The organism is Streptomyces sp. CAU 1734, assembly GCF_039888735.1.
In the GTDB taxonomy this organism is placed as follows: Bacteria; Actinomycetota; Actinomycetes; order Streptomycetales; family Streptomycetaceae; genus Streptomyces.
Genome location: NZ_JBDQQP010000009.1, coordinates 337,652 through 361,191 on the forward strand (window position 1 = coordinate 337,652; position 23,540 = coordinate 361,191).

A 23,540-nucleotide genomic window follows, 5' to 3' on the forward strand; every position below is an offset into this window, starting at 1 on the left:
CGGCCGGTTCACCCGCCCAGCCGGTGGCGCAGCCGCTTGACCGTCAGCCGTGCGCCCAGGTCGGCCTGGCTGATGTGGGTACGCGGCAGGGCGTACGGCCCGGCCAGGCCGGCCGGGGGCCGGATGGCACAGGCGTAGGCGTATCCGGCCGCGCGCACCGCCCGCACCGCCCGCCGGTCGACGGCTCCGTAGGGGTAGCAGAATCCCTCGGGCGGCCGGCCGGTCAGCTCCGTCAGCAGGGCCCGGCTCTCCCGGGTCTCCCGCTCCAGTTCGGCGTCCCCGGTCACGGTCGGATCGAGATGGCGCAGACCGTGCGAGCCGATCTCCGTGCCGGCCTCGGCGGCCGTGCGGATGCCGCGCTCGTCCAGCAGCGGGCGGCGCGGGCCCTCGGGATCCCAGTCGTTGCTCCCGCCGAGGCGGCCGGGGAGGACGAAGAGGGTGGCGGTGCAGCCGTGCCGGCGCAGTACGGGCAGGGCGGCCTCGGTGAAGTCGGCGTAGCCGTCGTCGAAGGTGAGCCCGACGAGCCCGCGGGCACCGCCCCGCGCGCGGGCGCGGAGCAGGGTGGCGACCGCGACCCCGGTCAGCCCCCGGCGCCGCAGCAGCGCGAGCTGCCGGTCGAGCCGGCCGGGACCGACCGTGATGCCGTACGGGTCGTCGGAGGGGTCGGCGACGGAGTGGTACATCAGGATCCACGGCCGCCCCGCGGCGAGGGGAGCGGCGGGGGCGCGGGTGGTCACCGTGTCAGCGGACAGGACGGAACCTCCGTCGGGCGAGGGCCAGCGTTCGGACGATCTCCGGGGACCCGAGGGCGAGACCGGTGGCGGCGAAGACGGCGGGCACCAGCAGCACCCCGGCGGCGAGGGCCGGCAGCGGGCCGGGCAGCAGCGCGCCGGTGAGCGCCCCCGCGCCGGCCGCCGCCCCGGCGGCGGCGGCGAGCCGGCCCAGGGCCCGGCTGACGGCGCGCACCTCGATCCGGACGATCCGCGAGCCGAGGCCGCTGAGCAGCAGCAGCGCGGTGACGCAGATCCCGGCGGCGTTGCCCGCGGCGATCCCGTACACCCCCCAGGGAGTCACCGCCGCGGCGCCCGCCGCGATGGTGACGGCGAGTCCGGCGGCCATGGCGGCGGCCGGGTACCAGGTGGGCCGCCCGGAGGAGAAGAAGGGCCGCCCCAGCGCGCCGACGAGGGTGTGGCCGAGCAGCCCGACGGCGTACACCCGCATGACCGCGGCGGTGGTGGCGGTGTCCCCGGCGTCGAAGGCGCCCCGCTGGAAGAGGACTTCGATGATCTGCGGCGCGCAGCCGAGGATCAGCGCGGTGCCGAGGAGGACGACGAGACCGGCGAGGACGAGATCGTGTTCGACCCGGCGGCGGGCGGTCTCCCGGTCGCCGCCGGCGATGGCCCTGGCGACGACGGGGAGGGTGACGGTGCAGAACATCAGCGAGAGCACCATCGGCATCTGCGCCACCTTCTGCGCGTAGTTGAGATGGGAGATGGCGCCGCCGGGGAGCGAGGAGGCGAGAAAGCGCTCGACCAGCACCTGTGACTGGCGGCTGAGCGCGAAGACGGCGATCGGCGCGAGGACGGAGAGCCCGACCAGCGGTGTGGCGATCCGGGCCTCGCGGCGGGGAGCGGCGGCGGGCCGGGGCCGGCCGACCCGGCGCAGGAAGACGGGGAGCTGGACGAGGACCATCAGCAGCCCGCCGACGGCGACTCCGGCGGCGGCGGCGCGCACCCCCCAGAGCGAGTGCAGCAGCAGGGTGGTGGCGACGATGCCGGTGTTGTACGCGAGATAGACGGCGGCCGGGGGGAGGAAATGGCCGTGGGCGCGCAGGGCCGCGCTGAAGTAACCGGCGACACCGAAGGTGAGGACGGTGAGGGCGGTGAGCCGGGTGCAGTCGACGGCGAGTGCCGGATCGGCGAGTCCGGGCGCGAGCACGGCCACGAACTGAGGTGCGCACAGGGCGAGGAGTCCGGTGACAAAGGCGAGGGCGGCGACCAGCCGGGGCAGGGTGGCGGAGACGAGATCGCGCACCGGGTCCCCGGCGGTCCGGTGCCGGGCCGCGCGGTGGGCGAGGGCATGGCTGAAGGCCGGTACGAGGAGCAGGGCCATCGCGTCCTCGATGAGGAGGGTGGCGGCCATCTCGGGCACGGTCCAGGCGATGAGGAAGGCGTCGCTCTCGGTGCCCGCGCCGTAGATCCGGGCGATGGCCTGATCGCGTACGAGACCGAGGAGCGCGCCGGCCACGGTCAGCCCGGCGGTGACGGCGGCGGCGCGGGCGAGGAAGGTCCCCAGCCGGGAGGGGGGCCGGGGCGGGCCGGGGAGCTCGCCGCCGGGGGCGGCGGCCGGTGCCGGGCCGGCGGGGACCCGGTGCGCGGCGGCGACGGCGGCCGACACCACCACCGCGGCCGCGGCGGCGGACATCACCACCGCGCCCCGCCGGGCGGGTCCGGACTTCCCCGTACCGGTGTCGTTCACTTCGCGGTCGCCCCGCCGGGCGGTGCCGTGCGCGCGTCCGGCACCCGCGCCCGGACCGGGCTCGTGGTGCTCCCCGGCCCGAAGGCCCACCAGGCGGCCAGTCCGAGCACCACCCCGGTCAGCACGGTCGACGGCCCGCCGATGTCCGCGTACAGGAAGTCGACCGTCTGCCAGAGCATCAGCGCGACGGCGGCGAGCCCGCAGTCCACGGCGGTGCGGCGGCCGTCGCGGGCCCGCAGCAGCCGGCGCACCGCCCCGGCCAGGATCACCGCCCAGCTCGCGGCGAAGGCGGTCGCCCCGATCAGGCCCTGCTCGCTGAGGATCAGCAGATACATGTTGTGCGGCGAGAGCAGTGGCTGCTTCCGGTAGGCCCGGCCCGCGCCCGCCGTGTCGCCGCCGGAGGAGAGGCCGATGCCGGAGTGGCCGTCCCGGTGGGCCGGGAAGCCCTTCATCCCGACCCCGGTGAGCGGCTGTTCGCGCCACATGCCGGTGGCCGCGGCCCACATGGTGTAGCGGTCGGTGACGGATCGGTCGGGGGCCGAGGAGACCTGGGTGATGCTGCTGAGCCGCTGGGAGATCAGCTCCGTGCCGACGCCCGGGCCGCCGACCAGCACCACCACGAGCGCGGTGAGCACGGCCAGGGCGGACAGGGCCCGGCGCGCGCCGGTCAGCAGGATCATCACCAGCGCGGCGAGCGCGGTGGCGATCCACGCACCCCGGCTGAAGGAGAGTGCCAGCGGCACCACCAGCAGTACGGCGGCGGCCCCGGCGGCGGCGCGGAGCGCGCGGCGGGTGCCGGGCGGCGGGCTCAGGGCGAGCGCGGCGGCGGCGAGCAGCCCGTACGCCACCACGGTGGCCATCCCCATGACGTCGGTGGGGCCGAAGGTGCCGACGGCCCGGATGTCCTCGCCCATGTAGGAGGCGCCGGTTCCGGTGGCGTACTGGTGGACTCCGAGCGCGCCCTGCGCCAGCGCCAGCAGGGTGAGCGAGCCCGCGGCGATCCGGAAGTCGCCCGCGTCCCGGAGCAGCAGCAGCACGGCGGCCGGGACGAGGACGAAGACCTGGAGATAGCGGACGAAGCCGGGGAGCGTGGCGAGCGGGTCGACGGCGGTGGCCGTGGCGACGGCGATCCCGATCACGGGGAGGCCGAGTACGGCGGCGGCGGCCCGGGTGAGCGGGCGGGAGCGGGAGCGCACCACGCGCACCAGGCAGAAGAGGACCAGTCCGGCCGAGGCCGCGTCGGCGGGGGCGAGCCCGCCGGAGCCCGCCTCGCTGCCCGCCGGGAGCGGCGCGGCCAGCAGCAGTACGGTGCCGAGCAGCGGCAGCAGCGGCCACCGGCGCGCGACGAACCGGACCACCGCACTCCGGTCCGGTTCCGAAGAGGCCACCGCGGGTTCGGCCCACAACACCGTCATGCTCAACTGCCTCCGAACCGGAAGAGCGACGCGGCGGTGCGCGCCAGGATGCACACGTCCTGCCAGGGCGACCAGGTGTCGATGTAGTGGTTGTCGAAACGGGCGCGCTCCTCGATGGAGGTGTCGCCGCGCAATCCGTTGATCTGGGCGAGCCCGGTGATGCCCGCGGGCATCCGGTGCCGGGCCTGGTAGCCGGGATGGGCATGGCTGAATTTCGCCACGAAATAGGGCCGTTCCGGTCGCGGGCCCACCAGGCTCATGTCGCCGCGCAGCACATTCCAGAGCTGGGGCAGTTCGTCGAGCGAGGTGCGGCGCAGGAGATTCCCGGTGGGCGACATCCGGCGGTCGAAGGCGACATTCCAGCGGGTGGCGGACTCGTGTTCGCTGGCCGGGCGCAGGGTGCGGAACTTCAGCAGGGTGAAGGGGCGGCCGTGCAGTCCGACGCGTTCCTGACGGAAGATCACGCCCGGCCCGTCCGCGAGGCGTACGGCGAGGGCGCAGACGGCCATCACCGGCGCGCCGAGCACCAGCGCGACGGCGGCCAGCAGGGCGTCACCGGCCCGTTTGACGGCGCGGGCCAGCGGCCGGTGCGGATCGCGGTGGAGGGGCCGCACGGAGAAGCCCCACAGATGGTCGCGCCCGCCGGCGGCGGCCCCGCCGTCCACCAGCCAGAGCCGGCAGCCGTGCCGGGTGAGCAGGGCCAGCAGCGCCGCGGTCTCCGGATCCGCGCCGGGCCGCTGGGTGAAGACCGCGTGGCGCACGGTGTTGCGCAGGACGGCGCGGCTGACGTCCTGCCGGGTGGTGAGGACGGGCAGCGTGCCCGTGCCGGGGCCGGGATCGGCACCGCCGGCGGAGGCGGGCGGCAGGGCGGGGACGGCGGCGTCGATCAGGGCGATGGGCCGCATCCCGTACTCCCGGTGGTCGTGGAGGACACCGGTCACCTGCCGGGCGACCGGGCCGCGCCCGATCACCAGCGCGGGCTGCGGCCGGCGGCCGGCCGCCCGCCGCCGGGCGCGGTGCGCCACGGCCCGGCCGGTGACACAGAGGGCGGTCTGGACGGCCACGGCGAGGGCGAGTTCGACCCAGCCCGTCGAGTACCGGGGGTCGTACACGGTCAGCGCCTCGGCGATGACGAACCACTGCACCAGGGCCATCGCGGTGATCGCGGGCACCTCGGCGAGGGCGGAGGGGGTGAGCGCGGGCCGGTAGAGGCCGCGGCAGGCGTGCAGCAGGGGCGGGATGAGCGCGAGCAGCAGCAGCAGGGCCGGGGGCGGGCCGAGCGGCGGCAGCAGCGCGGGGGTGAGCAGGGCGGCCAGCAGATCGGCGGTGAGCAGGGCGGTGACGGAGGCCCGGCGGGCGGCGTCCCTCCGGCGGGGGTGGGGCGCGGGCCGGCGCGCGGGGCCGCGCGGCGGCCGGAGCGGCCTGGTGGGGATGGCCGTCCGGTCTGCCATGGTCCGGGCGGAGTGGGGCGCTGGAACACTCTCCGTCGTCATCGCGTGGCGCTCTTCCTCGTCAGGGGGTGGGGCGGGAGAAGGTCCTGGTAGAGGCCGGAGACGGCGGCGGCGGTGGTCCGTACGTCGCAGGTCGCCCGCGTATGGGTGCGTGCCTCGCCGCCGAGGCGGGCGCGCAGGGGTGCGTCCGCCAGCAGCGCGGTGAGGGCCGCGGCGAGGGCCGGTGGATCGTCGGGGGGTACGAGGCTGTGGGTGTGATGGCCGGGCGGCAGGCTCTCCCGCGCCCCGCTCACATCGGTGAGGACGACGGGCCGTCCGCAGGCCATCGCTTCGAGCGGGGCGAGTGCCATGCCCTCCCAGCGGGACGGCAGTACGACGAGATCGGCGGCGCGCAGCCAGGCCCGGGGGTCGGGGAGCGCCCCGGTGAAGTGGACCCGAGGCGGGGCGGTACGGGTGAGCCGCTCCCGGTCGGGGCCGTCGCCGACCAGGACGAGCCGGGCGGCGGGAAGCGCGGCGAGCACCCGGGGCCAGGCGCCGAGCAGGATGTCCTGGCCCTTCTGGCGGCAGAGCCGTCCGACACAGACGACGAGCGGGGTGTGGTCCGCCACGCCGTGCGCCGGTCCGGCGATCTCGGCGCGGGCCCGTGCCCGGGCGGGGTCGCGGACGGGCGTGAAGACGGCTTCGCCGCCCGGGGTACGGGAGGGTCCGCCCGGCCCCGCGGTGTGGCCGGCCGCGTCCCGGGGGCCGGTCCCGCCGAGGACACCGGGGAGCGGCGGGGCGGGCGGCTCATCGGCCGGGTCGTCGTAGTGACCGAGGTCGATCCCGTTGCGGATCACGGCCCAGCGGGCGGCGATCCCGGCCCGCTCCCCCGCCTGGCGCTCGGTCTCGCTGACGCAGAGGGTCCGGGTGCTCCAGCGGGTTCCGTACCGCTCCCAGGTGAGGGCGTACCGGGCGGCGCGGCCCTCGACGGCGTCGAAGGACCAGGCGTGCGGCTGGAAGACGGTCGGCACCCGGCCGCGCACCGCGAGACGGGCCACGAGTCCGGCCTTGGCGCTGTGCGCGTGGACGAGCTGGGGCCGCAGCCGGCGGATCAGCCGGGCGGCGGCGAGGAGTTCGAGGGGAAGCCGGGGGCCGGGTTCGCGGACCGCGTTCCAGATGTGCACCTGTGCCCCGGCCGCCCGGGCGCGGTCGGCGAGTTCGCCGCCGGAGGGGCAGGCCACGACCGCCCGCAGCCCCTCGGCGCTCTGCGCCCGGACCAGATCGACGACGACACGCGCGACCCCGCCCTCCACCGGCTGCACCAGATGGAGAACCGTCAGTGGGCTGGGAGCGGTCCGGCTTCGTTGCGGCACGTGCGGCTCTCTTGTCGCGAAATGGGGGGTGGGTCCGGCGGAGGTCAGCGACGGGTGTCGGCCTGCACGAAGAGAACGCCGAGGTGGTATCCGCCGTCCGCCTGCGAGCCGGCGGCCCCGGCCGTCCCGGCGTCCTCGGCGGTCCCGCCGGCCTTGGTGGTTTCGACGTCCTCGGCCGTCCCGCCGGCCTTGGCGGTCTCGGGTTCGAACCGGAAGGCCAGACTGGTGGCCCCGGCCGTCAGCGCGGGCGCGATGTCGAACACATCGGAGTCGTAGCCGAGGGTGTTCCCGTGCGCGGGTTGTCGTCTCATCGTCCCGTCGGGACCGTTGATGGTGGAATTCATCAGATCGGCGGCCGGATCGCCCGGGCCGCTGAGCCCGAACACCTTTCCGTTCCCCGCCCGTACGCTCACCGAGTCTCCCGTGAAGCCGCGGTCGCCGTCGTAGCCCACCAGCCCGGCCCGGCCTTTCGCCCCGGCCGGAATTCGTACTCCGGGGAGGGTGATCTCATGGCTTTTCCGGTCGGCTTCCAGGGTTTCGAAACCGTCCCACACCGAGATGGTGCGCAGGGGTTCCGTGGCGTTCTCATACGCGGCCACAAGGGTCCAGCCGCCCCAGGCACCGGCCCTGGAATTCCCCATGGCCACATTGATCTGAGCGACGGTGTAGATCCCGGCCCCGCTCCGGCGGATCAGCGGGGTGATGTCGGCGGATGCCTGAAAGGCGTCCTCGCCCGTCACATCCCGGTGCGCGATCCGGGTATCGGCGAGGACTTCCTTGTACTCACCGCCGTTCTCGGCGATGAGAACCCTTCCGTTGTCCTCGGGCGGCTTCTGTTCCCCGGCAAGGAGATTGCCGCCCCAGTAGAGCCTGGCATAGGTCACCGTCGAGCTCTTCGGCAGGCTGAGTTCGCCGCGGCTGGAGTTGTAGGTGTTGGAGTCCTCGTCCTCGTCGATGTAGTACATCTCGAAGTCGCCGTTGACCCCGGCGGCCCCGTCCCGCACCGAGGAACAGGAGCGGGCGGAGTCGGACTTCGGCGTACGGCAGGTGATCACGGAGTTCGCCGTTCTGGTGACTCCGCCGTGCTGGACGGCCTGATAGCGCTGGCCGAAGGGAATGCGTTCGGACTGCTGCTGACCGGAGACATCGTCCACGCCGAGAGGCGCGGCCGTGAGCGGAGCGGCGGAAAGCGCCAAGAGCAGGACCGCACTGAGGAATCCCCGCGCGGCGAGGCCCGCCGGCTTCGGCATGACCCGGCCCTCCCGTCCTCGATCAACATGACAAAAACAGGAGTGCAGTTTGTCAGAAGTGCGTTGAAAAACACGTGAGACGCGCTTGTGCGTCCATCTGGCCGCCGATCCCGCCGAGCCCGCCGAATGAATGGCTCAGGGCCGGTTCAGCAGCGCGGGCGACGGCCGGATGCACCGGATCGGCGGCGGGGGAAACAATCCTTCGGGTGATCCGGCACATCCCGGCGGGGAAATGCTCGTTGAATACGCCCGGACCGGCCGGAAAGAATGGGTCCGAATGAGACGAACAGCCCTTTCGGCGGCTTTCGTTCGGCGGACGGCGGGGGTGACCGGCCGCCCGCATCACCACATGGACGGTCGAGCAGCCGATCGTTTCATCCGATCATCCGCTGATACGAGAATCCCCAGAAGGGGCTCGAAGGGTTTCCCGTGAAGCGGCACTCTCGTTAACCGGGGGACGGCGGCGACGATCGCCGCCGGAGAAAGGGATCCGAAGACATGAAGTACACAAGGGTTGCCGCGGTCATCGCCGGTTCGCTCGCGGCGCTCGGCGCCGGCTCGCCCGCGCTGGCGGCGGACGCGACCATGCCCACACCCACCAGCCTCAACGGCGGCCTGGACAGCGCCATCCGGCAGATGCCGCTGCTCAACGGCGGCAGCGGCGACGCGGTGCGGGACGTGACCACCACCGCGACCGAGCTGAACAGTGTCCGGGGCCAGGCGCCCCAGCACGTGCTCCAGCAGGCCACCAAGCTGACGCCGATGCTCGGCGGCGTGTCCCTGGGTGGCTGAGCGGCCTTCGGATCATCGCCCGCGCGGCGACCGGAAGGGGGTGCGGCCCGAGGGCCGCGCCCCCTTCCGCATGCCCTCGCCCGCCTTCACCCTCGCCTGCCCGCCCTCTCCCCGCCGCACATCGCACCCGGTGAACGCCCGCGACCGAGACCCCGTTCGGATCAATTGGCCTATGAGTTCGGCTCATGGATCCATTGGAGTGAACCGGCGGAACCAAAGTCGCGGGGGTCAGTTGCTCAGGGCGCTCCGGTAGCGGACATCCACGAAGACAGAAGGACACATCATGCTGAAGAAGGTTATGGCGACCGCGGTGGTCACCCTCTCCGCAGTGGGCGCGGGCGCGGCAATGGCTCCGCAGGCTATGGCCATCGGCGACCACCAGGGCACGACGTCGCTGAGCGGCAACGGTGCCTCGCAGGCGTTCGGCAACGCCGCCACCCACGGCGACATGAGCCCCCAGCTCAGCGCCGTGCAGGGCTCCGTCAACAAGCTGTGCGCCGGAATCCCGCTCAAGGCGAACGTCGGCTCGCTCATCGGTCTCATCCCGGTCACCGTCCAGGACGTCAATGTCCTCGCGTCGCCGCAGAACCAGCAGTGCACCGAGAACTCCACCCAGGCCAAGGGTGACGAGCCGCTGTCGCACATCCTCAGCAACATCCCGGTCCTCTCGGGCAACGGCGTCGCCAACAGCTGATCGTGATGTCCGCCGCCGCACTCCGCACGGAGCCGCGGCGGCGGGCCGGATCCGCGACCGGACGACACCGGCGCACACGCACGGCGAACGCAGCGAACACCCCGGCATCCGCGCTCGATGCCGGGGTGTTCGCGCTGTCCGGGCGGTGCGGGGAACCCGGGTCGCCGGCACCGGCCGGGGGCGGGCACGAATCCCCGTCCGCCATCGGCATTCCGTGCGAAATGCGCCGGCGGCCATTCGTGCATTCGGGTGAATGCACGGAACCAAACGGGTCGTGGGCAGTTGACCAGTCTGCTCCACGATCGATCGTTCATAGCGAAAAGGAACACCAAGTGATCAAGAAGATTCTGGCAACCGCTGCGGTCACCGCTTCGATGGTGGGCGCCGGCGCCGCGATGGCCCCGCAGGCCATGGCCATCGGCAACGACAACGGCACGACCTCCTTCAGCGGCAACGGCGCCTCGCAGGCGTACGGCAACGCCGCCACCTACGGCAACATGAGCCCGCAGATGGCCCTGGTCCAGGGTTCCCTGAACAAGCCCTGCATCGGCCTGCCCGCGAAGGCGAACGTCGGCTCGCTCATCGGTCTCATCCCGGTCACCGTCCAGGACATCAACGTCCTGTCGTCGCCGCAGAACCAGCAGTGTGTCGAGAACTCCACCCAGGCCAAGGGTGACGAGCCGCTGTCGCACATCCTCAGCAACATCCCGGTCCTCTCGGGCAACGGCGCCGGCAACAACTGATCACGGACGCCATGAGTGTGCCCCTGAGCGCGGCGCGTTCGGGGGCACCCCCATGCGGCCGGCCCCTGGCATTCCCGGGCCGGGCTGTTCGAATCACCGGTATCCACAACTGAACAACCGCCGGCACCGCCGTCCGGCCCGATTTCCCGGGGGACGGCGCAATATCGCCGCCGGTCCCTCCGTCAATTCACCGTGCTGCATCCGAGTGACTTGTCGAACTGGCGGCCATATGAACGTTTCCCGGCGGGAACCCCATCGTTAATAAATCTGCGGGGGCGCGTATGTACAGGCGACTGTCGACGCAGCGCGAAGGCCGCGGCTGCGTACAGCACCACCGCTGAAAGGATCAATCACAATGAAGCACACCAAGGCTGCTGCCGTCATCACGGGTGTCATCATGGCGCTGGGCACCGCCGCTCCGGCCATGGCCGACGCGGGGGCCAACGGTGCCGCCATCGGTTCGCCCGGCGTGCTCTCCGGGAACCTGGTCCAGGTTCCCGTACACGTGCCGATCAACGTCTGTGGCAACTCGATCAATGTCATCGGGCTGCTCAACCCGGCCTTCGGCAACACCTGCGTCAACGCCTGACTTCTCCTCGGCCGCCCCGGACGCACGGAAGTGCGCCCGGGGCGGTTCCGTGTGCCCGGGCGGATGCCCTGGGCACGGTACGGACGCCCGGCCCCGGGCCCGCCGGGGAGGCACGGAGTGACGAGGGCAACACCGATTCGGCGTTCCGGTCCCGCCACGGTGGAAACCCCAGGCAACAGCCCGGCCCCGGGATCGCATTCCAAGGGCGGAAAGCACCGCCACCATCCCGAAGCTGCGATGCCCGCCATTCCCGTACACCCGCACGGGCGGTAAACACCCGGCGGCGCCGGATTGCCGCCCGTAAGCTCACGACATGCAGGTGATCCAGTCGACGAAGCTCGCAAATGTCTGTTACGAGATCCGTGGCCCGGTCCTTGAGGAGGCGATGCGGCTGGAGGCAGCAGGCCACCGCATCCTCAAACTCAACACCGGAAACCCGGCGGCGTTCGGGTTCGAGTGCCCGCCCGAAATCCTGGAGGACATTCTCCGCAACCTCGGTGGCGCACACGGCTACGGTGATGCGAAAGGGCTGCTCTCGGCACGCCGTGCGGTGATGCAGCACTATCAGACCAAGGGCATCGATCTCGATGTCGAGGACGTCTATATCGGCAACGGCGTTTCCGAGCTGATCCAGATGTCGATGCAGGCACTGCTGGACGACGGCGACGAGGTCCTCGTACCGGCGCCGGACTATCCGCTGTGGACCGCCTCGGTGTCACTGGCGGGCGGCACCGCCGTGCACTACCGCTGCGACGAGCAGTCCGACTGGATGCCCGACCTCGCCGACCTGGAGCGGAAGATCACCGACCGCACCAAGGCGCTGGTGATCATCAACCCGAACAACCCCACCGGGGCGGTGTACGGCGAGGAGATGCTCCGCGCGCTCACCGAGATCGCCCGCCGGCACCATCTCATCGTCTGCTCCGACGAGATCTACGACAAGATCCTCTATGACGGCGCCACCCACACCCCGACCGCCGCGCTCGCCCCCGATCTGATGGTGCTCACCTTCAACGGGCTCTCCAAGAACTACCGAGTGGCCGGATATCGCTCCGGTTGGATGGCGGTCTGCGGACCGAAGGCCCATGCCTCCTCGTACATCGAGGGGCTGACCATCCTGGCCAATATGCGGCTCTGCGCGAATATGCCGTCGCAGCACGCCGTGGCCACCGCGCTCGGCGGGCGCCAGTCGATCGAGGAGCTGGTCCTGCCGGGCGGCCGGATTCTGGAGCAGCGGGACACCGCCTATGACCTGCTCACCCGGATTCCCGGTGTGACCTGTGTGAAGCCCAAGGGTGCGCTCTATCTCTTCCCCCGGCTCGACCCGAAGGTCTACAAGATCAAGGACGACCGGCAGATGGTGCTCGATCTGCTCCGCGCCGAGAAGATCATGGTGGTCCACGGCACCGGTTTCAACTGGCCGGAGCCCGATCACTTCCGGATCGTCACCCTGCCCGCGGCCCCGGAACTGGCGGACGCGGTGACCCGCATCGGCTCTTTCCTGGACGGCTACGGCCAGCACTGATCCCGCCAAGATCCGACTGAACCCAACTTTGGACTCAATCCAATGTAGGATGGCCTCCTGACAGCGAGCAGGAGGTCATCCGCATGTACGAGCCGATACGCACCAAGTCCGTCCACACGATGGCCGACGACGCCGGTTTCCCGCACCGCTCCCGCGAGGAGGAGCTGGACATCCAGCTCGCCGGGCATCTCTCGGCGCTGCTGGCCGTCACCGACGAGCTCTCCCTGGACGAGGCGGCCGAGCGCATCGCCGCCCAGATCACCCGGCTGCGGGGCGCACCGCCGGTGCGCCGCGCGGGCCGCGGCACGGGCGACACCGGAGCACTGCACCGGCGGGGTCACACCCTGGCCGGCCGCACCCTGGTCGTGGCCGCCGCCCGCGCCGACACCACCGTCGCCGTCCTCGCCGCCGGGCGGATGGACGCGCACGCCGCCGCCCTGGCCGGTTCCCGGCTGGTCGGCGCCCACTGACGGCCCCGGTCCACGGGCCGCCGAGGCGCGTGGACCGGGTGCCATCCACCCCGCCCCCGCGCGGAGGAACGCGTCGGCCCCCGGAGTCCTGAGGGTGGACTCCGGGGGCCGCGGCGCGACGGGGCCGGCGGGGACCCCACAGGTCAGGGCGGATGTCGGTCCGGCCCGTCGCGACGTTTCACGCTCCCGCCCGGCGGCCGGAGTGCGGCCCGCGGCGGACCCGGCCGAGCCATGACCGGGTCCTTCGCGCGCAGCCCTCCGAGCCGCCCGCGGTCTCACCGCCCCAGGCGCTCGACCAGGGCGTGGTACTCGTCCCACAGCTCCTTCGGCGTGTGGTCGCCGAAGGTGTTCAGGTGGTCGGGGACCAGCGCCGCCTCCTCGCGCCAGACCTCCTTGTCGACCTTCAGCAGGAAGTCGAGGTCACCGGCGGAGAGCTCCAGCCCGTCCGTGTCGAGCGACCCGGCCGCCGGCAGAATGCCGATCGGCGTCTCGACGCCCTCGGCGCGGCTCTCCAGCCGCTCCACGATCCACTTCAGCACCCGGCTGTTCTCGCCGAAGCCGGGCCAGACGAACTTGCCCGCGTCGTTCTTGCGGAACCAGTTGACGTAGTAGATCTTCGGCAGCTTCGACTGGTCCGCCTGCTTGCCGACCTTGATCCAGTGGGCCATGTAGTCGCCCATGTTGTAGCCGCAGAACGGCAGCATCGCGAAGGGGTCGCGACGCAGCTCGCCGACCTTGCCCTCGGCGGCGGCCGTCTTCTCGCTGGCGACATTGGCGCCGAGGAAGACTCCGTGCTGCCAGGTGAAGGACTCGGTGACCAGCGGTACGGCGGAGGCGCGCCGGCCGCCGAAGAGGATGGCCGAGATCGGTACGCCCCGGGGGTCCTCCCACTCGGGGGCGATGGTCGGGCACTGCGAGGCGGGCACGGTGAAGCGGGCGTTCGGGTGGGCGGCCGGGACGCCGGACTCGGGGGTCCAGTCGTTGCCCTTCCAGTCCGTGAGGCGGGCCGGGGGCTCCTCGGTCATGCCTTCCCACCACACGTCGTTGTCCTCGGTGAGGGCGACATTGGTGAAGACGGAGTTGCCCCAGAGGGTCTTCATGGCGTTGGCGTTGGTGTGCTCGCCGGTGCCGGGCGCGACACCGAAGAAGCCGGCCTCGGGGTTGATCGCGTAGAGCTGCCCGTCCTCGCCGAACCGCATCCAGGCGATGTCGTCGCCGATGGTCTCCACGGTCCAGCCGGGGATGGTGGGCTCCAGCATGGCGAGGTTGGTCTTGCCGCAGGCGGAGGGGAAGGCCGCCGCCACGTACTTGGCGTCACCGGTGGGCGGGGTGAGCTTGAGGATCAGCATGTGCTCGGCGAGCCAGCCCTCGTCCCGCGCCATGACGGAGGCGATGCGCAGGGCGTAGCACTTCTTGCCGAGCAGGGCGTTGCCGCCGTAGCCCGAACCGTACGACCAGATCTCGCGGGACTCGGGGAAGTGCGAGATGTACTTGGTGGAGTTGCACGGCCACGGCACGTCCTGCTCGCCCTCGGCGAGGGGGGCGCCGAGGGTGTGGACGGCCTTGACGAAGAAGCCGTCGGAGCCGAGCTCGTCCAGGACGGCCTGGCCCATCCGGGTCATGGTGCGCATGGCGACCGCGACATAGGCGGAGTCGGTGATCTCGACGCCGATGGCGGAGAGCGGGGAGCCGAGCGGGCCCATGCAGAAGGGCACGACGTACATGGTCCGGCCGCGCATGGAGCCGCGGAAGATGCCCTCTTCGCCGGAGAAGATGTCCCGCATCTCGGCGGGGGCCTTCCAGTGGTTGGTGGGGCCCGCGTCCTCCTCCTTCTCGGAGCAGATGAAGGTGCGGTCCTCGACGCGTGCGACGTCGGTGGGGTCGGAGGCGGCGTAGTACGAGTTCGGGCGCTTCACCGGGTCGAGCTTCCGGAAGGTTCCCCTGGCCACCAGCTCCCCGGCCAGCCGGTCGTACTCGGCCTCGGATCCGTCGCACCACACGACGCGGTCGGGCTGGGTGATCGCCGCGATCTCGTCGACCCAGGCGATCAGCTCTTTGTGATCGGTGGGGAGGGTGGTGGTGCCGGTGCCGGGAGCCGCGTTGTCGCGCGCCACGATCGCTCCTAAATGAGGGGTTTGTTTTTGTTGCCCTGCGTTGCCCTGTGTCACCCCGTGGGGGCTGCGACCCGGATGCTTCGTAGCCGCTCATCCGGTGCCGTCTGCACTCATCTGATCATCCGTGGCTCGCGCCCATATGTCCAGAGGGCCTCTCACGTGAGCATCGCCACTCGTGTCGCGCCTCCCCCGGGGCACCGTCTGCGGCTAAATGCCCTGAATTGATACCACTCGATGGAGCCCCGAGAGACCGCTTTCCCGCCGGGAGGGCGTTCCGCACCCCGCACAGATGAGCGCACACCCCCGCACACCCCGGCCCCCGCAGGCGGAGAACGGGTTCCGGGCGTCTCGGACCGTACGGGGCGCATCGGAGTGCGTCAGGGCGCGCGGGCCGGATCCCGGGACGCGGCCGAGTGGCGATGTTCAGCCATCCGGCCGATCAGCGGCCATTGAGCCGCTACCTACGGTGCCGTAGGTACCATCCAGACATGACTGCTGCCGCGCCCGAAGTGACCGAGCTGGATCCGCCCCCGGTGAAGCCGAGGCTGCGCGGCTGGCTGCATGCGGGCATGTTCCCCGCGGTGGTGGTCGCCGGGCTGGTGCTGACCCTGCTCGCGGACTCCACTCGGGCCCGGGTGGCCTGCGGCATCTATGTGGTCACCGCCTGTCTGCTCTTCGGTGTCAGCGCGGTCTACCACCGGGGCAACTGGGGCCCGCGCGGCGAGGCCGTGCTGCGGCGGCTCGACCACGCCAATATCTTCCTGATCATCGCGGGCACCTACACGCCCCTGACGATGCTCCTGCTGCCGGACTCCACCGCCCGGCCGCTCATGTGGGCGATCTGGATCGCGGCGACCGCCGGAATCGCCTTCCGGGTCTTCTGGGTCGGCGCCCCGCGCTGGCTCTACACCCCCTGTTACATCGCGATGGGGTGGACGGCGGTCTTCTTCCTCCCCGACTTCCTGCGGACGGGCGGGATCGCGGTCCTGGTCCTGGTGATCGCGGGCGGGCTGCTCTACAGCGCGGGCGGCGTGGTGTACGGCATCAAGCGGCCGAATCCGTCACCGCGCTGGTTCGGCTTCCACGAGGTCTTCCACTCGCTGACGCTGGCGGCGTTCGCCGCCCACTATGTCGGCATCTCGCTGGTGGTCTACCAGAACTGACGCGGCGACCGCGTCCCGGGCCAGCGCGCCGCGCGTGCCGCGGAGATGGCTCCGCGCGCCATTGATGCAGGACAATGACGACATGGCCGCCATCACGCCCCTCGCCAGCCCTCCCCGCGCCGCCGTCCCCTCCGGCGCCGCCGAGCGGCCCATGGGTCTGCGCGAGCGGAAGAAGCTGAGGACCCGGGTCGCCATCCGGCGGGCGACCTACCGGCTGATCGCGGAGCAGGGGTACGAGGCGGCCACGGTCGAGCAGATCGCGGAGGCGGCGGAGGTCTCCCCCTCGACGGTGTTCCGCTACTTCCCGGCCAAGGAGGACATCGTCCTCAGCGACGAGTACGATGCCCGCCTCGACGCGGAGTTGCGGGCCCGGCCGGCCGGCGAGGACCCGCTGGACTCGATGCGGCACGTGCTGTGCGCCGCGCTGGCCCGCGCGGTGGCCGAGGCGCCGGACGAGGTCGCCCAGCGCACCCGGCTGATGGCGGAGGTCCCGGCGCTCCGCGCGCGGATGACCGAATCCCTCGCCGCCACCTCGGAGCTCCTGATCCGCGCCCTGGCCGACCGCACCGGCCGCTCCCCCGACGATCTGGGCGTACGGGTCTTCACGGCGGCGGTCCTGGGAGCGGTCCGCGAGGCGATGCTCCACTGGGCCGCCGACAGCCGCCGGGAGGAGCCGGCCGACCCGGCCGGCCTGCCCGGGCTGGCGGACCGGGCGCTGCGGATGCTCGGGGACGGAATGCGGCTCCGCACACCCCGCTGACCGTGCGCATGCCCTCGCCCCGCTGACCGCCCGCTCCGGCCCGCGCCGCTCCGGTCAGGGCTGGATCAGCTCCGTCATCAGCGTGTCCGGGTCGGTGACCGGCATCCGGCAGACGAAGCCCCGGCAGACATACGCCGCCGCCCGCCCCTCCACCAGCGTCCGGTCCCGCAGCAGCGGGAACTCCCCGCTGTCCGGCGTCCCGGCCGCCACCACGGCACCGGGCGCCCCGGCCAGCAGCGCCGTACGGTGCAGCTCCCGTACCGCCGGATCGCCGCCGGCCCCCACCACCGCGATCTCGCGCGGCCCGTCGAGCAGCGCCTCGGCGACGGCGAGCCCCCACCCGATGAAGCGGGGAGCGCGCGGCCCGAGGGCCTTCACCACCCCCAGCGCACCCTCGGCGGCGGTGCGGTGCGCCTCGGAGCCGGTGTGCGCGGCGTACGAGAGCAGCGCACCGGCCGCGGCGGTCCAGCCGGACGGCGCGGCGTTGTCGGTGGGGTCCTGCGGACGCCTGATCAGCCGCTCGGCGTCATGGGCGGTGTCGAAGAAGGTGCCGTCCCCGCCCGCGAACCGGTCGATGACCATGTCCAGCAGCAGCCCGGCGAATTCCAGCCATACGCCCTCTCCGGTGACCCCGGCGAGCGCGAGAAAGCCCTCGGCGACATCCGCGTAGTCCTCCAGCACCCCGGAGTTCGCACCCGCCAGGCCGTCCCGGGAGGTACGGGCGAGCCGGGCCCCGTCGTCCAGATGGACCCGGACCAGCAGATCGGCCGCCTCGGTGGCCCGCTCGATCAGATCGGGCCGGTCGAAGTACGCGCCGGCCTCGGCGAGCGCGGCGATGGCGAGCCCGTTCCACGCGGCGACCACCTTGTCGTCCCGCTCCGGCCGCACCCGCCGCTCCCGGGCGGCGAACAGCCGCTCCCGCAGCCCCTCGTCCGGCTCACCCGCCGGAAGCCGGAGCACCGAGCTCCCCTCCTCGAAGGTGCCGGCCGCGGTCACCCCGTACAGCTCCTCGGCACGCCGCCCGTCCTCCTCCCCCAGCGCGTCGCGGAGCTGCTTGGGCGTCCAGGCGTAGAAGGCGCCCTCGGCGCGCCGGCCGGTGCCGTCGTCGCTGTCGGCGTCGAGCGCGGAGGCGAATCCGCCCTCGGCGGTGCGCAGTTCCCGCACCATGAAGTCGGCGGTCTCCAGCGCGACCCGGCGCGCGAGCGAGGACCCCGTGGTCCGCCAGAGATGCGCGTACACCCGGCAGAGCAGGGCATTGTCGTACAGCATCTTCTCGAAGTGCGGCACGACCCACTCGCGGTCCACGGAGTAGCGCGCGAACCCGCCGCCGAGCTGGTCGTAGATCCCGCCCCGGGCCATGGCCTCACAGGTGCCCTCGGCCATCTCCAGCGCCCCCTCGGCCCCGGTGCGCGCATGGTGCCGCAGCAGAAACTCCAGCACCATGGAGGGCGGGAACTTGGGCGCGCCCCCGAACCCGCCGTGCGGCTCGTCGTACTCCCGGATGAGCCCCAGCAGCGCCTGCGCCTGCTGCTCGTCCTCGGGCACCCCCTGCCCGCCATGAGTCAGCGCCCGCCCGGCCAGATCCCGGGTGATCTTCGCGGCCACCTCCCCGACCTCCTCGCGCCGCTCACTCCAGGCGGCGCTCACCCCTTCCAGCACCTGCCGGAAGGACGCCATGCCGTGACGGGGCTCGGGCGGGAAGTAGGTACCGAAGTAGAAGGGCTCCCCCTCCGCGGTCATGAAGACGGACATCGGCCACCCGCCGTGTCCCGTGGCGGCCTGCACGGCCTCCATGTACACCGTGTCCACATCGGGCCGCTCCTCGCGGTCGACCTTGATGTTGACGAAGTGTTCGTTCATGTAGGCGGCCGTCGCCCCGTCCTCGAAGGACTCGTGCGCCATCACATGACACCAGTGGCAGGAGCTGTACCCCACGCTCAGGAACACCGGCACATCGCGCTCGCGCGCGGCTTCGAAGGCCGCCGGTTCCCAGGGCCACCAGTCGACGGGATTGTCGGCATGCTGGAGGAGATAGGGGGACGTGGCGCGCGCGAGTCGGTTGGGCATGGCCACATCTTTACGCACCGGGCGAAGCACTGCCCAGCTGCCACGAGGGGGCGGCGGGCGAGGCGGGACGGGCCGGACCCGGATGTGCGGAAGATCCGCCTCGCACCGCGTGCCTTTCTCAGGCAATGGCCGCGATGTCGCCGTCGTCGAAGTAAATGGCCTGATGCAGCCGCCCGCCCAGAGCAGCGGCGAAGCGGGCGAGGACGTCCTGGCCGGAGATGTGTCCTCGTTCGATCTGCGACACCCGCCCCTTGGTGACACCCATGCGGTCGGCCACCTCCTGCTGGGTCAGTTTCCGGGCCCGTCGCAGTTCCGCGAGGCGGTGGCCGGTCACCTCCGCGAGAAGTTCCTCCCTGCCCTTCCGCACGGCTTCCTCACCGCCGGCGCGGGCGACATGCTCGGCGCGGATGTCCTGCCAGCGCGTGTAACCGCTCATGACCGTTCTCCTTCTTCCCGGGTCCGTTCCTTCACATAGGTTTCATAGCGCTGCTCGGCGAGGGGGATCGCCTGCTGATACCACTCATTCCACCGCCCCGCCTTGTCGCCCGCCACGAGCAGGATGCTGCACCGCCACGGGTCGAAGACGAACAGAATCCGCACCGTGCCGGGGCGCAGCTCCTTGAGATTCGCCAAGGACGAACCGTGGATCGTGTCCACGAGCGGACGCCCCAGTCCTGGACCGCCTCCGCCAGTGCGTCGAGGGCCTGGACCACACGGGCGAGCGCCTGCCCCTCCAGTCCGTCGATCCATTCGCGCACCTCGTCGACGAGGAAGATCTCCCACTCATCAGCCACGGATGAAGTATAGCGAAAGCTATACCTCTCCCGCCGGAACCGCCCCCGCCCCGCCCCGCGTCTCTCCCCTCCGTGAAACCGCGAACAGACCCCGCGACACCCGAGCGGCCACAGCCGCCCTGGACCGCGGGGTGTCTGGTCCTGATCGCCGGCGGGCTCACGGGGTACGGCGCGGCGCGGCTCTCGCAAGCGGCGCGGCGGGCGTGCCGGGTGATTCCGCGGGAGTTTCCCGGCCTGTTCGACTGGTGGACCTGGGAGACGCCGCTGACCGTGCTCGCCGGAGCGTTCACCGCCCTGGCCGCCTGGGGGATCCCCGCCGGGATCGTCCGGCGGCGGCGGGGGCGGCTGCTGATCCCCGCCACGGTGCTCGGATGCGCGCTCACCACCCTGGCCCTCTGGCACATGGCCTGGCTGGGCACTCCCGTCGGGGACTCGACGATGGGCAGCGACGGCGGTGGCTGCGCCGCCGATCACCGGCCGCCGTGGTGGCCGGATCCGCTGCCCTCGTGAGGCCGGAAGCACCCGGCGCGTACAGCGCGCGAAAATGACATGGACGCCACAGGAACGATCTCCGCACTCCCTCGCGCCGGGGGCTCCCGCACAGGACACTTGGCAGCGGAACGGAAGCGGACCATGGAGGGGGACCCTATGCGGGACAGCCACCGGACCGAAGCCGAGCGGCTGTTGGTGCGCGCCGTGGAGGAGGAGGCGCGGCGCGCGGGCGGGGCGGTCGACACGAGTGTGCTGCTCACCCGGGGGCGGGCGGCGCTCGACGCGATGGCGGCGAGTGCCGCCGAGGAGTACGCGGCGTACGAGGGGGCGACGGCGGAGGCGGAGGCCGGGCGGCAGCCCCTGTCCGCGCGGTTCAGCCGGGCGAATCTGTCGACTCCCGCGCTGGTGACGGTCGTTGCCGCGGTCGCCGCGGCCGGCGTGGATCTCGCGCTCGGCACCGGCGGCGGCACCGCGCTCGGCGCGGGAGCGGTGGTGGCCGGCGCGGGGGCCGCCGCCACGGTGCTCAAGGTGACCGCCTCGCACTGGCCCGCCGCCCACCGCAGGGCGGGCGAGCTCGGCCGGCCGGGCGGGGCGGATCAGCTGCGGCTCCAGTGGCTGGCGGCGCTGGAGGTGCGCGGCATCCGCCCCTTCATCGACCAGCAGCGAATGCTCACCGCCTCGGCCCGTACCGCGCAGAAACCCGCCGCCGCGGGTCAGTTGCGCGGGCGGGACCGCAGCGCCGCCGCCCGCAGGCGTTCGGTGCTCGCCCAGTCCTTCGGGCATCTGCCGGAGCCGGAGGGGCCGTTCACCGGCCGCCGGGAGGCGATGGCCAGGATCACCCAGTGGGTGCACGCCGCCCGCGCCTCCACCGAGACCCGGCCGACCGTGGTGGTGCTGCACGGCGCGCGGGGCTCGGGGCGCACCACTCTCGCGGTACGCGCCTCGCACCATCTGAAGGACCAGTTCCGGGGCGCCTGTGTGGTCGATCTGCGCAGCGACAGCGGGCGCCCGCTCACCACCCGGGACGCGCTGCTGCATCTGCTGAACCGCCTCGGCGCCCCTCGTGAGCAGCTGCTCTTCCGTGAGCGATCGTCGCCCGAGCAGCAGGTGCGGCGGCTGAGCGAGCTCTACCACCAGCATCTGACGGGGCTGCCGGTGACGGTGATCCTGGACGACGCGGCCGACCCGGAACAGGTGCGGACGCTGATACCGCGGGGCTCCGAGAGTCTGGTGCTGGTGACCGCCCGAGGCCCGCTGGAGCTCTCCGGCGACGATCTCGGGGCCTGGGTGCACCAGCTTCCGGTGACGGCGCTGGACGAGGCGGGCGCCGAGGAGCTGCTGCGGGCCGCGGGCGGGGAGGCGGCGGCCGGGCTCTACGACGGCCAGGGCGCCGACCGGGTGCGCGAGCTCTGCGGCGGACTGCCGCTGGCGCTGCGGGTCGCGGGTTCCTCGCTCGGTTCCCGCACCGCGCAGCAGCTCGCGGCGGAGCTGGCGGAGTACGCCCCGTACGAGCCGGTCGAGCGCGCGCTGTGGGTGCGCTACACCGACCAGCCCGAGCAGGCCCGGCGGCTGCTGCGGCGGCTCGCGCTGGCCGGGCGGGCGTCACTGGGCGCGGCCGCCGCCGCGGCGCTGCTGGCCACCGATGAGCAGGAGTCGCAGCGGCTGCTGACCCAGCTCGCGGACGCGGGCCTGATCAACCGGGTGCGCGCCAGCCGGTACCGGCTGCACGACGCGGTGCGCGCCTTCGCCCGCGCCCGGCTGGCGGACGAGGAGGAGGCGGCGGAGCGCACGGCCGCGCAGGAGCGGCTGATCCGCAATTACGCGGATCTCGCCGGGGCGGTGATCCGGATGGTGGACGGCAAGATGTCCACCCGGGCCGGGCAGTTCGGGGCGCACGGTTTCTCCTCCCTCGACTCGGCGCTGCGGTGGCTGGACGACGAGTCCAGCTTCATCACCTCGGCGCTGCGGCACTCGGAGGGCGTCGACCAGCAGGCGGTGCTCGGGCTGCTGGGCGCGCTGGCGGACTACTGCCTGCTGCGGGGTGATCTCTACCGGCTGGGCGAGATCAGCGAGCTCTCCCAGGCGGTGGACCAGGGTCTGCTGGAACGTTCCGTGCGGTGGCGCACGGGTATCGCGGCCCGGCAGCTCGGCGAGCTGGACAAGGCGCGTACGACGCTGTCGTCGGTGGTCGGCCTCTACCGGGAGGCGCAGAACGACGCGGGTGCGGCGCTGGCGCTCTGCTCGCTCGGGATCACCCTGCACCACCAGGGAAATCTCACCGAGGCGGCGGCGAAGCTGACCGAGGCGATCGAGCTCCAGGGCTCGGCGGAGCAGGACGAGGACCGGGCCTGGTCGCTGCATGCGCTGGCCGCCGTCCGCCGGGACCAGGCCAATCTGGCCGAGGCGCTGACGCTGCTGGCGACGGCCCTGACGCTGCACCGCGAGGGCGAGTCGCTGCACGGCGAGGCGTGGACCCACTTCCAGCTCGGCCAGGTCTGTCTGCGGATGGGCGATGTGCCGCGCGCGGAGTCGGAGCTGCGGGCGGCGCTGGAGCTGTACGGGCAGACCCGGGACGGCCGGGGCGGGGCATGGGCGCTGACCCAGCTCGCGCGGGCCCGGCTGGTGGACGGCGACCCGGCCCCGGCGGTGGAGCAGCTGAACGAGGCGCTGGCCCGGCACCGGGAGAACGAGGACGCGCGCGGCGAGGCGTGGACGCTCTACTACCTGGGCCAGGCGCTGGAGGAGACCGGCGACCGCGACCGGGCGGTGCGGGAGCTGGAACGCGCCCGGACGATGTTCTCCCGGATGCGCGATGTGTACGGGCTGGCCTGCGCCCGGCACCACTCGGGCCGGGTCACCCGTGATCAGCGGGCGGCACAGACCGGCAATCTGCGCAATTCCGGTTTCGCCCGTCAGCTGCTGGTGGACGCGCGGGCGGACTTCCGCCGTATCGGGGTGGCCCACGGCGATGCCTGGACCTGTCTGGAGCTGGCGCTGATCGACGCGGGGAACAGCCGCGCGGGGCAGGCGCTGGGGCTCTGCGACGAGGCGGTGGAGCTGTTCGCCTCGTACGGGGACGACCGGGGCGGGGACTGGGCGCGCTTCCTGCGGTGCACGCTGCTGCCGTTCGCCTCGCCGGGCGGGGTGGAGGTGGGCACGGTGGTGGCGCAGGAGGAGCTGTCCCGGCTGCTGGCCGGCGGGCATCCGACCCGGGACGGGAAGCTGGAGGAGTGCGCGGAGGCGCTGCGGGTGATCCTGGAGCGGGGCGTACGCCTGGAGGACGGCTGGCAGGCGTGGAGCCTGGGGCTGGTGCCGAACCGGCATGCGCGGGAGGTCATGGGGGTACCGGTGGGTACGGCGGGCCGCTAGGCCGTGCTGTCCCGGGTCCCGG

At 72.6% G+C, this 23,540-nt stretch carries 19 protein-coding genes and 1 pseudogene; 10 read left to right on the plus strand and 10 right to left on the minus strand.

What is annotated here, in order from left to right:
• Window positions 1-8: 8 nt before the first annotated feature.
• Genes AAFN69_RS19625 through AAFN69_RS19650 form a run of 6 tightly spaced genes read right to left on the minus strand, consistent with a single transcriptional unit; the run spans window position 9 to window position 7,946 of the window.
• Window positions 9-752 carry a polysaccharide deacetylase family protein gene (locus AAFN69_RS19625; protein WP_347729930.1) on the minus strand — a complete coding sequence of 248 codons (744 nt, stop codon included), beginning with the start codon at window positions 750-752 and terminating at the stop codon, window positions 9-11.
• The gene (locus AAFN69_RS19630; protein WP_347729931.1) at window positions 742-2,424 is read right to left on the minus strand and encodes a lipid II flippase MurJ; all 1,683 of its coding nucleotides are present in this window, start codon (window positions 2,422-2,424) and stop codon (window positions 742-744) included. Before AAFN69_RS19630 ends, AAFN69_RS19625 begins: the two co-directional genes overlap by 11 nt.
• Before the next feature lie 50 nt (window positions 2,425-2,474).
• On the minus strand, window positions 2,475-3,893 hold the full coding sequence (locus AAFN69_RS19635) for an O-antigen ligase family protein (RefSeq protein ID WP_347729853.1): 1,419 nt from the start codon (window positions 3,891-3,893) through the stop codon (window positions 2,475-2,477).
• Window positions 3,894-3,895: 2 nt separating this feature from the next.
• Window positions 3,896-5,386, minus strand: a complete 1,491-nt coding sequence (locus AAFN69_RS19640) for an exopolysaccharide biosynthesis polyprenyl glycosylphosphotransferase (protein ID WP_347729854.1) — start codon at window positions 5,384-5,386, stop codon at window positions 3,896-3,898.
• Window positions 5,383-6,696, minus strand: a complete 1,314-nt coding sequence (locus tag AAFN69_RS19645) for a glycosyltransferase (protein ID WP_347729855.1) — start codon at window positions 6,694-6,696, stop codon at window positions 5,383-5,385. The genes AAFN69_RS19640 and AAFN69_RS19645 overlap by 4 nt, the downstream gene beginning before the upstream one ends.
• 44 nt (window positions 6,697-6,740) lie before the next feature.
• Window positions 6,741-7,946 (minus strand): DUF3344 domain-containing protein, encoded by a 1,206-nt coding sequence (locus tag AAFN69_RS19650; protein ID WP_347729856.1) that lies wholly within the window; start codon window positions 7,944-7,946, stop codon window positions 6,741-6,743.
• Window positions 7,947-8,444: 498 nt separating this feature from the next.
• On the opposite strand from AAFN69_RS19650, the gene AAFN69_RS19655 reads away from it, so the two are divergent.
• From AAFN69_RS19655 to AAFN69_RS19680, 6 genes are all read left to right on the plus strand, one after another.
• Window positions 8,445-8,738, plus strand: coding sequence for a hypothetical protein (locus AAFN69_RS19655; RefSeq protein ID WP_347729857.1), 294 nt, complete (start codon window positions 8,445-8,447; stop codon window positions 8,736-8,738).
• 283 nt (window positions 8,739-9,021) lie between these two features.
• Window positions 9,022-9,432, plus strand: a complete 411-nt coding sequence (locus tag AAFN69_RS19660) for a rodlin (protein ID WP_347729858.1) — start codon at window positions 9,022-9,024, stop codon at window positions 9,430-9,432.
• A gap of 332 nt (window positions 9,433-9,764) precedes the next feature.
• Window positions 9,765-10,175 (plus strand): rodlin, encoded by a 411-nt coding sequence (locus AAFN69_RS19665; RefSeq protein ID WP_347729859.1) that lies wholly within the window; start codon window positions 9,765-9,767, stop codon window positions 10,173-10,175.
• Between the two features lie 355 nt (window positions 10,176-10,530).
• Complete coding sequence (locus tag AAFN69_RS19670; protein WP_347729860.1) at window positions 10,531-10,764, plus strand: chaplin; 234 nt, start codon at window positions 10,531-10,533, stop codon at window positions 10,762-10,764.
• 313 nt (window positions 10,765-11,077) lie between these two features.
• Window positions 11,078-12,289: a pyridoxal phosphate-dependent aminotransferase gene (locus AAFN69_RS19675; protein WP_347729861.1), complete on the plus strand. Its 1,212-nt coding sequence runs from the start codon at window positions 11,078-11,080 to the stop codon at window positions 12,287-12,289.
• 83 nt (window positions 12,290-12,372) lie between these two features.
• Complete coding sequence (locus AAFN69_RS19680; RefSeq protein WP_347729862.1) at window positions 12,373-12,759, plus strand: hypothetical protein; 387 nt, start codon at window positions 12,373-12,375, stop codon at window positions 12,757-12,759.
• Between the two features lie 275 nt (window positions 12,760-13,034).
• Here the strand turns inward: AAFN69_RS19680 and AAFN69_RS19685 are convergent, their stop codons facing one another.
• Entirely contained in the window at window positions 13,035-14,873 is a 1,839-nt protein-coding gene (locus AAFN69_RS19685; RefSeq protein WP_347729863.1) for a phosphoenolpyruvate carboxykinase (GTP), read from the minus strand.
• A 488-nt stretch (window positions 14,874-15,361) separates the two neighbouring features.
• On the opposite strand from AAFN69_RS19685, the gene AAFN69_RS19690 reads away from it, so the two are divergent.
• Window positions 15,362-16,036, plus strand: a complete 675-nt coding sequence (locus tag AAFN69_RS19690; protein ID WP_347729864.1) for a hemolysin III family protein — start codon at window positions 15,362-15,364, stop codon at window positions 16,034-16,036.
• 151 nt (window positions 16,037-16,187) lie between these two features.
• Complete coding sequence (locus AAFN69_RS19695; RefSeq protein WP_347729932.1) at window positions 16,188-16,796, plus strand: TetR family transcriptional regulator; 609 nt, start codon at window positions 16,188-16,190, stop codon at window positions 16,794-16,796.
• A gap of 54 nt (window positions 16,797-16,850) precedes the next feature.
• Here AAFN69_RS19695 and AAFN69_RS19700 read toward each other — a convergent pair whose 3' ends face one another.
• The 3 genes and pseudogenes from AAFN69_RS19700 to AAFN69_RS19710 all read right to left on the minus strand — a co-directional run bounded on the left by AAFN69_RS19700 (window position 16,851) and on the right by AAFN69_RS19710 (window position 19,657).
• Window positions 16,851-18,863 (minus strand): thioredoxin domain-containing protein, encoded by a 2,013-nt coding sequence (locus AAFN69_RS19700; RefSeq protein WP_347729865.1) that lies wholly within the window; start codon window positions 18,861-18,863, stop codon window positions 16,851-16,853.
• A 118-nt stretch (window positions 18,864-18,981) separates the two neighbouring features.
• Window positions 18,982-19,299, minus strand: coding sequence for a helix-turn-helix transcriptional regulator (locus tag AAFN69_RS19705; RefSeq protein WP_347729866.1), 318 nt, complete (start codon window positions 19,297-19,299; stop codon window positions 18,982-18,984).
• A pseudogene (locus AAFN69_RS19710) lies at window positions 19,296-19,657 on the minus strand (type II toxin-antitoxin system RelE/ParE family toxin). Before AAFN69_RS19710 ends, AAFN69_RS19705 begins: the two are co-directional and overlap by 4 nt.
• Window positions 19,658-19,729: 72 nt before the next feature.
• Here AAFN69_RS19710 and AAFN69_RS19715 point away from each other — a divergent pair.
• The gene (locus tag AAFN69_RS19715) at window positions 19,730-20,167 is read left to right on the plus strand and encodes a hypothetical protein (RefSeq protein ID WP_347729867.1); all 438 of its coding nucleotides are present in this window, start codon (window positions 19,730-19,732) and stop codon (window positions 20,165-20,167) included.
• A 138-nt stretch (window positions 20,168-20,305) separates the two neighbouring features.
• A complete protein-coding gene (locus tag AAFN69_RS19720) occupies window positions 20,306-23,518 on the plus strand; it encodes a tetratricopeptide repeat protein (protein WP_347729933.1) in 3,213 nt (1,070 codons plus the stop codon).
• The last annotated feature ends 22 nt before the right edge of the window (window positions 23,519-23,540 follow it).